Annotated in this window: 12 protein-coding genes; 3 read left to right on the plus strand and 9 right to left on the minus strand. The window is 32.4% G+C overall.

What is annotated here, in order from left to right; genetic code table 11:
* Positions 1–3 precede the first annotated feature (3 nt).
* Entirely contained in the window at positions 4–669 is a 666-nt protein-coding gene (locus AAGV33_RS13495; RefSeq protein ID WP_373392605.1) for a succinate dehydrogenase cytochrome b subunit, read from the minus strand.
* Between the two features lie 368 nt (positions 670–1,037).
* Here AAGV33_RS13495 and AAGV33_RS13500 point away from each other — a divergent pair, with 368 nt between their 5' ends.
* Together AAGV33_RS13500 and AAGV33_RS13505 are read left to right on the plus strand one after the other, a co-directional pair.
* Complete coding sequence (locus AAGV33_RS13500; protein ID WP_373392607.1) at positions 1,038–2,399, plus strand: hydroxymethylglutaryl-CoA synthase family protein; 1,362 nt, start codon at positions 1,038–1,040, stop codon at positions 2,397–2,399.
* Positions 2,400–2,424: 25 nt separating this feature from the next.
* Positions 2,425–3,717, plus strand: a complete 1,293-nt coding sequence (locus AAGV33_RS13505) for an aminopeptidase P family protein (RefSeq protein ID WP_373392608.1) — start codon at positions 2,425–2,427, stop codon at positions 3,715–3,717.
* An 87-nt stretch (positions 3,718–3,804) separates the two neighbouring features.
* Here AAGV33_RS13505 and AAGV33_RS13510 read toward each other — a convergent pair whose 3' ends face one another.
* The 3 genes from AAGV33_RS13510 to AAGV33_RS13520 form a co-directional block, all read right to left on the minus strand.
* Positions 3,805–3,999 carry a hypothetical protein gene (locus AAGV33_RS13510; RefSeq protein WP_035659552.1) on the minus strand — a complete coding sequence of 65 codons (195 nt, stop codon included), beginning with the start codon at positions 3,997–3,999 and terminating at the stop codon, positions 3,805–3,807.
* A gap of 163 nt (positions 4,000–4,162) precedes the next feature.
* Positions 4,163–4,681 (minus strand): ferritin, encoded by a 519-nt coding sequence (locus AAGV33_RS13515; protein WP_373392609.1) that lies wholly within the window; start codon positions 4,679–4,681, stop codon positions 4,163–4,165.
* An 86-nt stretch (positions 4,682–4,767) separates the two neighbouring features.
* Positions 4,768–5,175, minus strand: a complete 408-nt coding sequence (locus AAGV33_RS13520) for a hypothetical protein (protein WP_373392610.1) — start codon at positions 5,173–5,175, stop codon at positions 4,768–4,770.
* A gap of 181 nt (positions 5,176–5,356) precedes the next feature.
* Between AAGV33_RS13520 and AAGV33_RS13525 the strand changes: the two genes are divergently transcribed.
* Positions 5,357–6,139: an alpha/beta fold hydrolase gene (locus AAGV33_RS13525; protein WP_373392612.1), complete on the plus strand. Its 783-nt coding sequence runs from the start codon at positions 5,357–5,359 to the stop codon at positions 6,137–6,139.
* On the opposite strand, the gene AAGV33_RS13530 is transcribed toward AAGV33_RS13525, so the two are convergent.
* The 5 genes from AAGV33_RS13530 to AAGV33_RS13550 form a co-directional block, all read right to left on the minus strand.
* Positions 6,136–6,807, minus strand: a complete 672-nt coding sequence (locus AAGV33_RS13530) for an ATP-binding cassette domain-containing protein (RefSeq protein ID WP_373392613.1) — start codon at positions 6,805–6,807, stop codon at positions 6,136–6,138. The two genes, AAGV33_RS13525 and AAGV33_RS13530, sit on opposite strands and share 4 nt — an antisense overlap.
* Positions 6,800–7,108 (minus strand): hypothetical protein, encoded by a 309-nt coding sequence (locus tag AAGV33_RS13535; RefSeq protein ID WP_373392615.1) that lies wholly within the window; start codon positions 7,106–7,108, stop codon positions 6,800–6,802. Before AAGV33_RS13535 ends, AAGV33_RS13530 begins: the two co-directional genes overlap by 8 nt.
* Positions 7,108–9,870 carry a PD-(D/E)XK nuclease family protein gene (locus AAGV33_RS13540; RefSeq protein ID WP_373392616.1) on the minus strand — a complete coding sequence of 921 codons (2,763 nt, stop codon included), beginning with the start codon at positions 9,868–9,870 and terminating at the stop codon, positions 7,108–7,110. The genes AAGV33_RS13535 and AAGV33_RS13540 overlap by 1 nt, the downstream gene beginning before the upstream one ends.
* 64 nt (positions 9,871–9,934) lie before the next feature.
* Positions 9,935–11,356 (minus strand): OmpA family protein, encoded by a 1,422-nt coding sequence (locus tag AAGV33_RS13545; RefSeq protein WP_373392618.1) that lies wholly within the window; start codon positions 11,354–11,356, stop codon positions 9,935–9,937.
* 299 nt (positions 11,357–11,655) lie between these two features.
* Positions 11,656–14,829, minus strand: coding sequence for a UvrD-helicase domain-containing protein (locus AAGV33_RS13550; RefSeq protein WP_373392619.1), 3,174 nt, complete (start codon positions 14,827–14,829; stop codon positions 11,656–11,658).
* Between the last annotated feature and the right edge of the window lie 68 nt (positions 14,830–14,897).

Raw genomic sequence — 14,897 nt, forward strand, 5'->3', positions numbered from 1 at the left:
ATATTAATGATTGAAATGATGAAATAATGCAATAAATACGAATCCTAAAGGAATAATAATTGCGAAAGCCAATCCGAAACCTCTCAATCCTTTTGTATATTTATTGTTCTGTCCTACTGATTGGAAAGAAGAACTAAATCCGTGTTGTAAGTGTAAAGACAACAATACAAACGACAAGCTGTATAAACCAGTACGAACTGGACTTACAAATTTCTCAGTTAATTCATGAAAATAACGAGTCTCGTCAGCAGGATTGCATTCTACATATTTGTATACTATTTCCGGAACCCAGAAATCATAAAAATGCAATGCTAAAAATGCCAAAATTACAGAACCTGAAATGATCATGTTACGTGAAGCCCAACTTGCATTAGCAGCTCCGTTGTAACTAGCATATCCTACTGGTCTTGCTTTTTTGTTTTGAATATCCAAAACAAATCCCATGATAAAGTGAAAAACAACCCCTATAATAAGAATAGGTTGCATAACAAACTGAATCAATGGATTAGTTCCCATAAAATGAGAAATCGAATTAAAAACATCAGCACTAAACACTGAAGTCATATTAATAAAAAAATGCTGCGCTAGAAACAACATCAAAAAAAGTCCTGAAAGTGCCATAGCTACTTTTTTTGCTATTGACGATTTCAATAATCCAGATTTTGCCATAATATTTTAGAATATAATTTAAAAAGTACACAAAAATAAAGTAATTAGTAACGAACTACAACCTTTTCGTTCTTATTTAGAAGCATTATAAAGTTTTAATAAAAAAGACTCAAAAAAACACATCAAAAACAACATAAAAAACTAACTATCAATACATTGATAAAAAATAAACTAAAAAAACCAACAAAATTAACCAAAAAAACAAATCAACAATAATCATTCAAAAGCCTAAAAAATATACATTTAATAATTTTTAGAATAAAATGCTTTTAAATCAGCAAAAAACACAAAAACACACAATTTTGTGTAGTTAAAAAAACAGCAATTCAAAAGGGGCATTTATCTTTGTAAATTCTAAAAAAATGAAAATGAAAACAGGAATTGATGCAATATCATTTGACGTAGCGAAATTACATTTACCCATAAAAACTTTGGCGGAAGTCAGAAATATAGAACCCGAAAAACTAGAAAAAGGTCTAGGATTAATCCAAATGACTTTGCCAGATGCACATCAGGACAGTGTGGTTTTTGCTGCAAATGCTTTGACTAAATTAATTCAAAATAACCAAATTAATTTAAAAGAAATTGCACGTATTTATGTGGGAACCGAAAGCGGCATTGACAATGCAAAACCTATTGGTTCCTTTCTAGTTGATTTGATGGAACAGAAATTTGGCGAAAACACTTTAGGAGAATGCGATGTTGTCGATTTTACTTTTGCCTGCATTGGCGGAGTTGATGCTATGCAAAATTGCCTTGATTTCATTCGATTGAATCCAGACAAAAAAGCAATTGTTGTAACTACTGATATTGCCAAATACGATTTGAATTCGACTGGCGAATACACTCAAGGCGCAGGAGCAACAGCGATGTTAATCACTTCGAATCCAAGAATTATTACTTTCGAAAATAATTGGGCAACTAATACCAAAGGTGTTTTTGATTTTTTCAAACCGCATAGAACCCTTTCAAAAGAAGCCATAACTGGAAACACCAACAACGAATCCTGGTTTGATAATTTAGAAGCTGAAATTGAAATTCACAAAGACCAACCTGTTTTTGACGGGCAATATTCGAATCAATGTTATATGGACAGAACCAGAAATGCCTATTTCTCGTTTAAAAAGTTAAAAGAAGCTTCAAATACTTTATATCAAACCTGGAACAGCATCATCATGCACTTACCGTATTCGTTTCAAGGTCGCAGAATGTTATCTGAAATTTATGCTTTAGATGCCGAAAATACCATTATTTCTGGTGAAGAAAATGCTGCTGAATACCAAACTAAATTAAAAGAAACCAGCAAAACTCCAGAATATAAAAACTTCGTAGAAGAAAAATTAATGCCTGCCGAATTAGCTTCATCACTAATTGGAAATTTATATACAGGTTCTATTTTTATGGGATTCTTTTCGACTCTGGCGTATTTTTATGATTCAGAAAAAGAAATTGCAGGCAACACTTTTGGATTTCTTGCTTACGGAAGTGGTTCGAAATCAAAAGTATTCGAAGGAATTATTCAGGACGAATGGAAAGTGGCTTTAGCCAACGTAACTCTTTTTGAAACCTTAGCTAAAAGTTTTGAAATTGACTTTGAAACTTACGAAAAACTGCATAAAAAAGAACAAAAACAAAGCATTCAATCACCAAAAAACGAATGGATTTTAGACCGAATTGAAAACCAAAATCCAAATCTTATTGGTGCTCGTTATTACAAATGGATTGATTAAGTTTGTATAAATAAAACTCCAGAAAATGAAATACCATCAGATTGATAGCCATTTATTTATAAAAAATCGCAGCAAATTTACAGCTCAAATGAAGCCTAAAAGTGTAGCTGTTTTTAATTCTAACGATATTTATCCCGTTAGTGCCGACAGTACTTTGCCTTTTGCACAACATCGTGATATTTTTTATTTAAGCGGAATCGATCAGGAAGAAAGTATTTTACTTCTTTTTCCTAATGCGCCTTATGAACATCAAAAAGAAATTTTATTCCTAAAAGAAACCAGCGAATTAATCGCTATTTGGGAAGGTGCTAAATTAACTAAAGAAGATGCTTTTGCTGTTTCGGGAATCAAAACGGTACATTGGTTGCAAGATTTCGAAAAAGTATTGGCCGAATTAATGACCTATTCTGAAACCATTTACATTAATACGAATGAACATTATCGCGCTACAATTGAAACCGAAACCCGCGAAGCTCGTTTTGTAAAATGGTGGAAAGAAAAATATCCCGCGCATGCTGTTGCCAAGAGCAATCCTATTTTGCAACGCCTCCGTTCCGTAAAAGAAATCGAAGAAATTGATTTGATTCAGCATGCTTGCAACATTACCGAAAAAGGTTTTAGACGCATTCTCGAGTTTGTAAAACCCAATGTAATGGAATACGAAATCGAAGCTGAATTCATTCACGAATTCATTCGCAATCGCTCCAAAGGTTTTGCTTATACTCCTATTATTGCTTCAGGAAACAATGCGAATGTGTTGCATTATATTGAAAATAATAAAGAATGCAAAGCAGGCGATTTGATTTTGCTCGATGTTGCTGCTGAATATGCTAATTATTCCAGTGACTTAACCCGAACGATTCCCGTTTCTGGTCGTTATTCCGAAAGACAAAAAGCTGTTTATAATGCTGTTTTAAAAGTAAAAAACGAAGCGACTAAAATGCTAACTCCAGGAACGCTCTGGAAAGAATATCAGGCTGAAGTTGGCAAAATCATGTCTTCAGAACTATTAGGTTTGGGACTTTTAGATAAAGCCGATGTGCAGAATGAAAATCCAGAATGGCCAGCTTACAAAAAATATTTCATGCACGGCACTTCGCACCACATGGGATTGGACACTCATGATTACGGACTTTTAACAGAACCGATGCAGGCCAATATGGTTTTTACTGTAGAACCGGGAATCTACATTCCGGAAGAAGGTTTCGGAATTCGCCTAGAAGATAATGTTGTCATTCAACCTACAGGCGAGCCTTTTAATTTGATGAAAAATATTCCAATTGAAATTGAGGAAATTGAGAGTTTGATGAGTTCTTGATTTAGAGAATAAGAAACAAGAAGAAAGAACAAAGACGGTTTACAAAAGTAAGCCGCCTTTTATTTTTCTACATCTAAAAAAAGAAACTTATGATTCATCTTTAGTGCTACGAACTAAACTTATACCAGACATAAAAAATACAATTCCAAGTATTCCATAAACAATTAATGCTTTTACATCTCTAGTTTCGCCAGACGTCCCGGTAAACAATACAGCTGTATAAATTAAACCTACAATACCTAAAATTGTAAGTAATCCTCCGAAAAATCTTTTAAGATTCATGATATTTAGTTTTAATATTTCTAATCAAATTTACTATCATATATTTTTAAAACATTATACAATTGCCTGAAATAATTACATCATTTACAGCAAATTAACCAATAAAAAAATCCCTTAACAATTACATCGTTAAGGGATTTTCAACTTTATTACTTGGTTTTTATTATCCAATTTTTGCAATTTGCACATCTAATGCAAATTTTCCAGCAGCTTCATTTTCATTGATTAATTCGAAAAGTTCTAAAGCTCTACGAGCATTTTTCTCTTCTTCTCTTTGCTCTGAAACATACCACATCATAAAATCTTCTGTAGCATAATCATTTTCTGCTCTACATTTTGCAATTACCTTATTTACTGCTTTAGTTACAGCAATTTCGTTTTGCAAAGCAATTTCAAAAACTTCTCTAAAAGAAGCAAATTCTTGTTGTACTTCAGGAACAGATGGAGTAATAGCAATTCCTCCCATATCTGTGATATATTTAAACACTTTTAAAAAATGCTCACGCTCTTCTTCGGCTTGTTTGTATAAATATTCAGCTGTATTAACAAAACCATTTCTATCTAACCAAGCTGCCATTGCTAAATATTTGTTAGAAGCATCGCTTTCAATTTTAGCTTGTAAGTTTAATATCTGTTCAATTCCTTCTGTTAATGAAGTATTGGTTCTTAGTAAATCTTTCATGACATTTAAATTTTATACTGCTAAATTATAAAATTAAAAGCAATCAGGCTATATCACTGAGAAATTTGTATTAATTCTAAGTAAAGCTAGACTAAATTTATAGTTAAAACATCGCAAAGCATCGAATGTAAACTCAGGGTAAATTTTGTTCCGTTTAATAGTTCTCTAAGTTGAACTATTTCGCAAATATTAAGGTTGCGAGAGAAGTTTCTTTTGGTAGTTTCAATCAATTGTGCGTCCGATTGATCGGATAGATCATAAAGCATATTCAAAATATCAACACTATTTACTTTTCTTTGAAAAATCAAAAAATCTTGAATTTTATAAGTCGAAATAGTATCTGCAAAATTAATAATGATGCTGTTAGTTACATCACATTGGTAACTATAGCCCTTTTCAGTTTCGAATAAAACGTTACTTGTCAAATCACTCACTTGATTCATAATGGTAAAATAATATGCTGCAAATTTAAATAATTTAAATTGATTTTTCACGTAATTAAGACTTATTTAAAATAACAACTTTCCGTTTTAGCGTTAAATTTTGAGTTTTTTGATTCTTTTTAGAAGAAAATGGTACTTATAAAATTCGTTCTCATAAAAACATTCAAAAGAAATCATAACTTTTGCAATGCTTTAGATAAAGCCTTATTTTTGCATAAATACAACCTTCCACTTGAAACAAATTCAATTCAAAAACACTAACATTTCTTATACCGATTCTGGAAAAGGAACGGCTATTGTGCTATTACACGGCTTTTTAGAAAACCAAACCATGTGGAATGCTTTTGTTCCTGAATTTTCTAAAAAATACCGTATTATCACCATCGATTTATTAGGTCATGGCAATACCGAATGTATGGGATATGTACATTCCATGGAAGACAATGCCGATGTAGTTCACGCCGTTTTAGCGGAATTGCGTATTCGAAAAGCTATTTTTGTTGGACATTCCATGGGCGGTTATGTGGCTTTGGCTTTCGCCGAAATGTATCCGGATTACATTAAAGGACTGGTTTTGTTGAATTCCACTTCCAGAGCCGACAGCAATGAACGAAAAGCAAATCGAGATCGAGCCATTAAAGCCGTAAAACAATCTTTCGCTAATTTTATTTCACTTTCTATCGCCAATTTATTTAGCGAAGAAAACCGCGAACGATTAAAAGACGATACCGAATTCGTAAAAAAAGAAGCTTTAAAAACACCGCTTCAAGGCATAGTCGCTTCACTGGAAGGAATGAAAATAAGAATGGACAGAGAAGTGTTATTGCATTTAACTCAATATCCAAAAATGCTGATTCTAGGAGAAAAAGACCCCGTTTTGCCTTATGAAGAAACCAAAGAACAAATTGAAGAAACAGCCGTTCAATTAGTCACTTTTCCTGACGGACACATGAGTTCTATTGAAAACCGAATTGAACTAACTAAGGTTTTATTGGATTTTTTTAAGAAGATTTAAATCATTCCTAATTTCAAATAACCTCTAGTCACTAATTCACTTTTATCTTTTAAGTGATGCATTTTACCTTCTTGCATCAGTGCCAATTTAGTGGAAATTTTTATCACATTTTCATAATTGTGATCGGTAATAATAATTCCTCTTGATTGAGAATTTTCAATTATTAGTGTATTAACCTTTTCAATCATAATTGGAGACAATCCATTGTATGGTTCATCAAGCAAAACAAATTTTGTTTCTTTATTGAGAATTAATTTAATCTCTAAATACCGTAATTGCCCACTTGAAAGATGCTTAATTTTTTTGTTTCGAATCATTTGAATCATTTCATCTTCATAGAATGCCTTCCATTTATCTTTTGTTATTGATAATCGAATTGCCTTTTCTACAGAAAACAAATTTGGAATAAAATTATCCTGAGGCAAATAGCTAATTTCATTTAATAAATCTTCCGTTTTTGATTTAGAAGAACCATCAATTCGAACAAATTTAAAATCAGCAGCTAAGATCCCAAAAAGTATTTTTAGAAAGGTAGATTTTCCAGAACCGTTTCTTCCTAAAATTCCAATAATATCAGTCGTTTCACATTTCAAATATAAATCTGAAATTATATTTTTCCCTTGATATTGCTTTTGAATACTATCAACTTCTAATACATTTTTAACCATGTAAATACATTATTTGATTAAAAATCCAAATGATCAACACTGAAAAGACAACATTCATCAAAAAACTAATACTCAATAATTTGAGTTTTGAAATTCCATTGTTGTAATAAAACAGATATTCTTTTTTAGAATTCACTTCTTTCATCAAAATACTTATCCAAAATCCAAAACCAACCAGTATAATTTTAAAGATTTCAAAACCACCAAAGACCAATCCCAAAAGGCTTACCGATAAGGTTATTAAGAAAGTACTTTTGTAGAATTCAAAAATATTTGCTGATGTTCTAAAAAAACCATCCATTATATTTTCTCTTCAAATGATTGCTCTGGATCTAGAATTTCTTTCAACAAAACCACAATTTGTTCCAGATAATGAGTCATTATTTCTGGATTAATAATTTGCTGAACGTCTTTGTCTTCTTTAAATTGAAATGGTAAAAATCCTGATTTTAGATTTTTAAACGAAATGATTCCAGCTTCTATAGACTTTCCGTTAGTTTCGAGCTCATACATAAACGCATAAGCTAAAACCTGAATAATTTTGTCGTTTTTAAGTTCCTGAGTCAATCCGTTCCAGGTTTTAAGACCAACACTTGCTTTTTCGACTTTTCCTGTCTTATAATCTATGATTCGGATGATTCCGTTGCGTTCTTCAATTCGATCGACATTTCCTTTTATCAATACTGGAAAAGGTAAATCAGGATGATGCAGTGTTCTTCCAAAAGTTTGCTCCAAAGCGATAATTTTAATCGCATCTCCAGCCTTAATACATTCTAATTCCACTTTCAGAAAATTAAAAACATTTCTTTTAGCCACTTCAAAAGCCAAAAGATTTCGTCCTTTTTTGATTTCGCCTTCTTTGTAGACAATTTTAAATTGCTTTAAAACCTCAGCATCAATCAATTTAAAACAATTATCAATATCTAATTCTGAGATAAATTTCCCAATAAACGGTTCATATAAGGTTTTTAAAGTTTCGTGAATAATAGTTCCCAAAGTATTCAAAGCGATGTTCTCTTCTACTTCTTCTACTTCTCTTATTCGCAATATTTTTTGGAAATAAAACTGAATTGGATTTCGAATATAACTTGTCAAAGCCGAAGGAGAAAATCCTTCTTCAGCAATTTTTTTTAAACGCTCCATTACCGCTGGCGATTTTTCTATCACCATTGGTTTATATGCAGTTTCTGGCAAAACGGCATTGTAAATTTCGTGCGATAAATTATGATTGCGTTGTTTTTCTACTTCAAGCTGGGTAATAAATCGGCTTTTTTCACCCGCATCAAGTCCTTCACTTTCGGTATTATATAACAAATAAATATTCTTAGCACGTTGCAACAAATGATAAAAGTGATAAGTATAAATAGCATCTTTTTCTTTGAATGTTGGCAGACCCAATTCTCGTTTCACATCATAAGGAATAAAAGAATTTTGCGATTTTCCTGCTGGAAATTTCCCTTCGTTCATTGAAGTCACAATTACCGTATCAAAATCCAAAACACGACTTTCCAAGACTCCCATAATTTGCAAACCATTCAGTGGTTCACCTTCAAAAGAAACCTCAGCCAAATCAATTACTTGTTTGTAAATAGCGTGTAAAGTTTCAATTTTATCAATGTGCGTGTGCTGCGAATAATAATTGATTAATTTATTGATTACTTTAAAAATGGCAAAAACAAAGGCTTTTGTAATCTTTTCTTCTTCATTATCATTGCTCAAATTTTCTTTTATAATCAACAACAATCTTGAAACAGTTTGTAAAACTGCAATCGAACCTTGTTCCCATTTTTCGAAAAGCAATAAAAATAAACCACTCGGAGATTGATTCAGTTCTACCAATCTTTGATAACTGATAAAAGTATAATTGTTTTTATTGATACTATTAACCAAATCTCTGGAATGAGCATAAGGTTCCACCAAAGGATGGGTCAAAATATCCAAAACATCTTTGTAATAAAACACATAACTGCTCGATTTTCTAGACAAAGCGTTAGTGTGCATTTTGAATAATTTGGCAATTAAAATTTGAGCGGGATTATTTTTACTCGAATAACCCATCGTAATATTCAAAGCACCCACTGTTGATGGCAAAGAATATAAAAGCGGAACTAATAGATTTTCTTCTCCAAGAACCACCGCCACTTTATCGAGAGTTGTGGTTGGGTTTTCGTCTATAATTTTTTCGATAATACTTCCTGAAATTTTGGCTTGACCAATACTTTTTGGAGTACCAATAATTTGAATGTTTTTTGACTGCGAAAAATCATCTACAATCCATTCAAAAGGATTAGACTTATAGTGTTTCCAATTATCTTTAAATCGACGCAGGAATAAGCCCGCATCATGATAAGGATCATTTAAAAAAGTTTTGTCGGCATCCCAATAAATTTTGGCCTGAGCATTCGAAATCAAATGTTGAATGATTTTTTCTTCGGAAGCATTCAACGCATTAAATCCCGCAAAAACATATTGCTTATTGGTAATTGAATTCGAAAAATGATTTAGATTCTCTACTGCTTCACGATAAATTAATCCTTGATATCCAATTCCTTTTTGCAGTAAATGTGCGTATAAAGATTGATAATAAAGCGGAAGTAATTTCCAAAAATCAATATATTTTTCAAGCAATGGCGTTTTATTCTCTACTTCAATTCCCCATTTTTTTATGTCTTCAATGTCTTTTAAGTAAGACAAGACATGTGTGGGATCTAATAAATAGCGATCAATCTCATTAAAGTCTTGTAAAAGTGTTTTTGCCCAATTGGCAAACAACTCAAAAGATTGCTGATTGGCTTTCTCTGTTATTGATAAATAAACTTCATAGAATTCAAACAATAATTCGATTGGATCAACAGTACGAATTCCAGCAATATCCTGAATAAAATCTTCAATACTAATAATTTCAGGAGCAAGAATGTTATTTGAAACCTGCTTTTTCAGCGCTTCAATCAAAAAAATCTTGGCTCTTTTATTAGGTAGAACTACTATTATATCAGTTAGTTTATCTGAATATTTTTCAATTAAAATCTGGGCTATTTTATCTAGAAAGCTACTGTTTGTCATACTATAAAAATAAAAAAACGCCCCGATAAATCGAGGCGTTTTTAATATTTATTTTAGAAAGAAATTATTTGATTAATTTCACTTCAGTTCTTCTGTTTAATGCTTTACCTGCAGCAGTTTTATTAGTTGCAACTGGCATAGTTTCACCATATCCTACTGATTTAATTTTGCTAGGAGAAATTCCTCTTTCAAGTAATGCTTCTTTAACTACATTAGCTCTAGCCTCAGAAAGTTTTTGGTTGAATGCATCAGAACCATCACTATCAGTATGTCCTTCGATTAAGAACTCAGAGTTAGCATAGTTTTTAAGAAGACCAGCCATTGCATCTAATCTCTTAGGAACATCAGCATTTTTGAATGTAGATTTTCCAGAGTTAAAGTAGATAAATCTAGCTTGAGATTTCAATTCGTCCATAACTTCTGGAGTTACTTCTGGACAACCTTTGTTACTAGCTGGACCAGCAACATCTGGACAAGCATCATCTTTATCAGCTACACCGTCTTTATCTCTATCTGGCCAAGGACAACCTGCATTTTCTTTTGGACCTGCAACATCTGGACATTTATCATCTTTGTCAGCTACACCATCACCGTCAGCATCTGGACAACCTTTTAAAGAAGCTAAACCAGCTACATTAGGACATTCGTCTTCAGCGTCAGTAACTCCATCACCGTCAGCATCTGGACAACCTTTTAGAGAAGCTAAACCAGCAACTTCTGGACAAGCATCTTCTGAATCAATGATTCCATCTCCATCAGTATCAGGACAACCATTAAATTCTTTTAAACCAGCCACTTCTGGACAAGCATCATCTTTATCGTATACTCCATCACCATCTGTATCTTTTCCACCAAATTTGAAAACAATACCAGCAGTGTGTTGAAAGTGAGAACGCACTAAATCAGTGCTTCCTTCAAATGCTTTTTTGTATGAAGTTCCAAGTGCCAAACCAACATTTTCAGTAAACCAAAAAGTTAAACCAGCTCCTGCATTTACAGTACCAAAACTACTATCTCCTAAGAAAGTATAACCTCCACCTAAGTGTAAGCTTGGATCAATTACTTTAGAATTAATTAATTCCATGAAACTGTATCTCACTTTTCCATCAATTCCGTAATACATTAAGTCACCAGGATTACTTACAAGCATTCCTCTAGAATCACTTCCTGGAGCTGTAGGATCAAAAGTAACTAATTTGTCAATTTTGTTAACTGAACCTTGAAGTCCAACAGAAAAACCACTTCCAACGTAACGAGATACACTTAAATAAGATATAGAAGGAAGAATGTTCCAGTTATTTTTCACATCAAATGGTTGAGAAAAATGTTGTTGGAACCAACCAACGTGCTCAGGACCCGCACTAGTTCTAGTGTCGACCGCATTTACTCCAAATTCAATCGCCCATGGATTGTTGATGTCTTGTGCGTGAGAACTTATTCCCATCACTATCATCACAGCAACAAAAAGTTTGTTAAGATGTTTCATACTTAATTTTTTTTAATTACATTTTAGTTAATTATTAACAAAAGTAACGCGTAATTTTTTAACTACAAAATAGAATGTTAAAAAAACATTTACATAATTCCCACCTTAAATCCATACAATTCATGTAAAATTTAAAAAGTAATTTTAAAAAACAGGTATAAAACCATTGTAAAATAAGAGATAATCATTACCCTTCTCTTAACAAATTTTAAAATCATACTACTAGCCATAGTATGCATTTCTTTTAAAAAAAGAATTAAATTCATTAAATCATATTATTTATCTGATTAAAAAATAAATCATATTTGAACCACTTGAACTTTTTTTCCTATATAAATCAATGATTTCTTCTGAACTTTGAACCCCATTGATTCAATTGCGTGTTGGTAACCTTCTAATTGTTTCTGATATTTTGCATTATGGACGCCCGTTTTATAATCTAGTAAAAACACATCTTTGTCTTTTGTAATCACCATTCTATCTGGTTTTATAGTCTTCCCTTCTTTCTGAATAATCGTTTGTTCATTCAAAACTTCATTTCCTTCAGCAAAAAACAATATTAATTCTTCATGATTAACGATATTATTAATTGTTTCCAGCACTAATTCTTTCTGAGCCAAATTAATCAAACCATTTTCAATAGCCTTTTCTACCGCTAAACCTACATCCATTTTTGTTTTTACAAAAGACAGAATTTCATGTATTATATTTCCATATTCGATAGATTCTTGTTGGTGCGTTCCCCACATGAGTGCTTCTCGCTGAGCAATTTTTATGTTTTTGGGGCTCAAAGTTTCGTTTACGCTATTGATAGGTTTTGACATATCAATATGCTTTGTTTCCGAAGATATTTTTATTTTATTTCCAAAACTATATTCCAGCGCATCCTCATTAAAAACACCTTTATCAATTAAGTAGTTAACAAAAAAAGCGGACATATCATTCTTTTTAACTTCTCCTTTACTAGTCAAATTCATATTGGAAATCACATACAATTGTTCTTCTGCACGAGTCAACGCTACATACAACACATTAATATTATCCAACAGTTCTTCTTGTTTTTTCTGATCGTATACTAATTTAGCTTCCTCTCCAAAACCTTCTACAGCGCTACTATTATCAATCAAAGCCTTTGGCATATCCAAACCTTCGGCATCAAGCCACAACTTATCTTTTGGTTTTTTACCATAATCTTCTTCAGCAAAAGGCATGATTACCACTGGAAACTCCAATCCTTTTGATTTATGAATGGTCATGATTCGAACGGCATTATTCCCTTCAGGAGACGGAATGCTATATTTTCCTCCACTTTTCTCCCAGAAATCTAAAAAATCAGCTGTTCCAGCCTGATTTCGCACATCTCTTTCTAAAACAATATCTAAGAAATATTGAACATACGCATTCCCCTCTCCTTTGGAGAGGGTTGGGGAGAGGAATTTAGAAACAATAATCTCTACCGCTTCATACAAAGATTTTTTTCGAATGTTTTGAAACGAAAGTGAAATATCAAAACTCATTAACCATTTTTCAAAATCGGCTTCTTGTTTTTGTTCCATTCCTTCGGCAATAAAATCATGAACAAGCAATCGATCCTGAATATTTTCGGCTACATAATGCAAGAAATAAGCTTTCGATTCTAAGTCGGCATTGTTTTTCAGGTATTTTAAAAGATGAATTATCAACCGAACTTCGGTTGCATTTTGAATCATCAGTGTTTCCGAAGATAAAAGTGGAATTCCCTGTTCTGTCAAATAATTAGCAATTGCAATTCCCTGATCTCGTTTACGGGTCAGAATCACAATATCTTTGTATTCAAAACCTTCTTGTAAAACTTTTTGAATTGTATTTAAAGTGGCTAAAACATACAATTCTGTTTTATCTAATGCTTCTTCATCCGTTTCAACGGTTTCAATTTTTGGAATAAAAGAAATATTCACATAACCTCCTGTTTTGTCATTTGTATGTTGATGACTGTGATTTTCGTATAAATCTTTATAATCTTCTTGCTCAAATTCAGAGGACAATAACTTAAAAAGTTCATTATTAAATTCGATAATTTGAGAATACGAACGGTAATTTTTATCCAGATGTTCTAATTTTTTATCTGGATTATTAAACGGATTATTGTCTTTACTCAATTCAATAAACTGCTCTGCTTTTCCTCCACGCCAACGATAAATAGACTGTTTTGGATCGCCCACAATCATTAGTGTTCCTTTATTTCCATAATCGTCCTGACCCGAAAGTGCATTATCGATGAGCGGAATTAAATTTTGCCATTGCATCTCCGAAGTATCCTGAAATTCATCAATAAAAAAATGACGATAGCGCTCGCCCAATCGCTCATATATAAAAGGAGCAGGCTGATTTTGAATTTCGCGATGAATGATGGCATTGAACTCCGAAATTGAAAGTACATTTTGTTCTTCCTGAATTTTAGCCAATTCATTACTCACCGTATTTAGCAACGAAAGCGGAGTTATGTTTTTAAGAAAAGCTTTATAAAAATCGCGTTTTTCGAAATTTTTATAAATCGTTACTAAAATTTGTAATAATTCTGGAATTAAATTCTCAATTAACGCCCGATCATTGGCCGTTTTATTGATAGCTATATCATCAAATTCATGAAAGGTTTTATTTTTTGGATTGAATTTTCCGTCTCGAATGCTTGCCAAGTGATTTGGAAAAGTACCTCTGGAAAACGACTTCAAATCAATTCCGTTGTTTTGAATTAACAGCAAAGCCGCTTCGGCAAAACCAGCATTTTCTTTTTCTAAATCGTTGCAAGTAGCAATTAATTTCTTTTTGATTTCGACAAACTCGGCAATAGATTTATCATGAAATTGAACAATTTCATTCCGATTGTTTTCATTCAAAACCAATTTTCCAGTTTCCATTATCTCTCTGGAAATATCCCAGGATTTATCATCATCGGTTTTTTCCATCGTAAAATCGATGAGTAATTTGGTCAGGGTTTCGTCTTCTCCAGCCTGGGCAATAATAGCGTCAATGGCTTCTGTCAACAAATTTTCGGTATCCAAAGTCACTTCAAAAGTCATTGGTAAATTCAAGTCGTGGGCAAAAGCACGAATAACTTTATGAGTAAACTTATCAATTGTAGAAATATCAAAAGCGGCATAATTATGAATAATATGTTTGATGATTTGCTGCGATTTGATTTTGATGAAATTAACAGACAATTTTACTTCCCAATCGGCAGTATCTTTTACTAACTCCAGCATTAAATCCTGTGCTTTTTTTGAAGGTTCGTCTTTAGCAAATTCAGATAAACTCCCTACAATTCGGCTTTTCATTTCGTGTACCGCTTTGTTGGTAAAAGTGATTGCCAAAATGTTACGATAAGCATCATTTTTAGGCGAAGTAAGAATAATTTTCAGGTATTCTTTGACCAAAGTATAGGTTTTACCGGAACCTGCTGATGCGTCGTAGATTGAAAAGGAATGTCTTTGCATTTGGATTTTTGATTGCGGATTACCAATTTTTGATTTTTAGAACTGAACTGCTAGCTTTGAATTTAACC

The organism is Flavobacterium magnesitis (assembly GCF_041729735.1).
GTDB classification, from domain to species: Bacteria; Bacteroidota; Bacteroidia; order Flavobacteriales; family Flavobacteriaceae; genus Flavobacterium; species Flavobacterium magnesitis.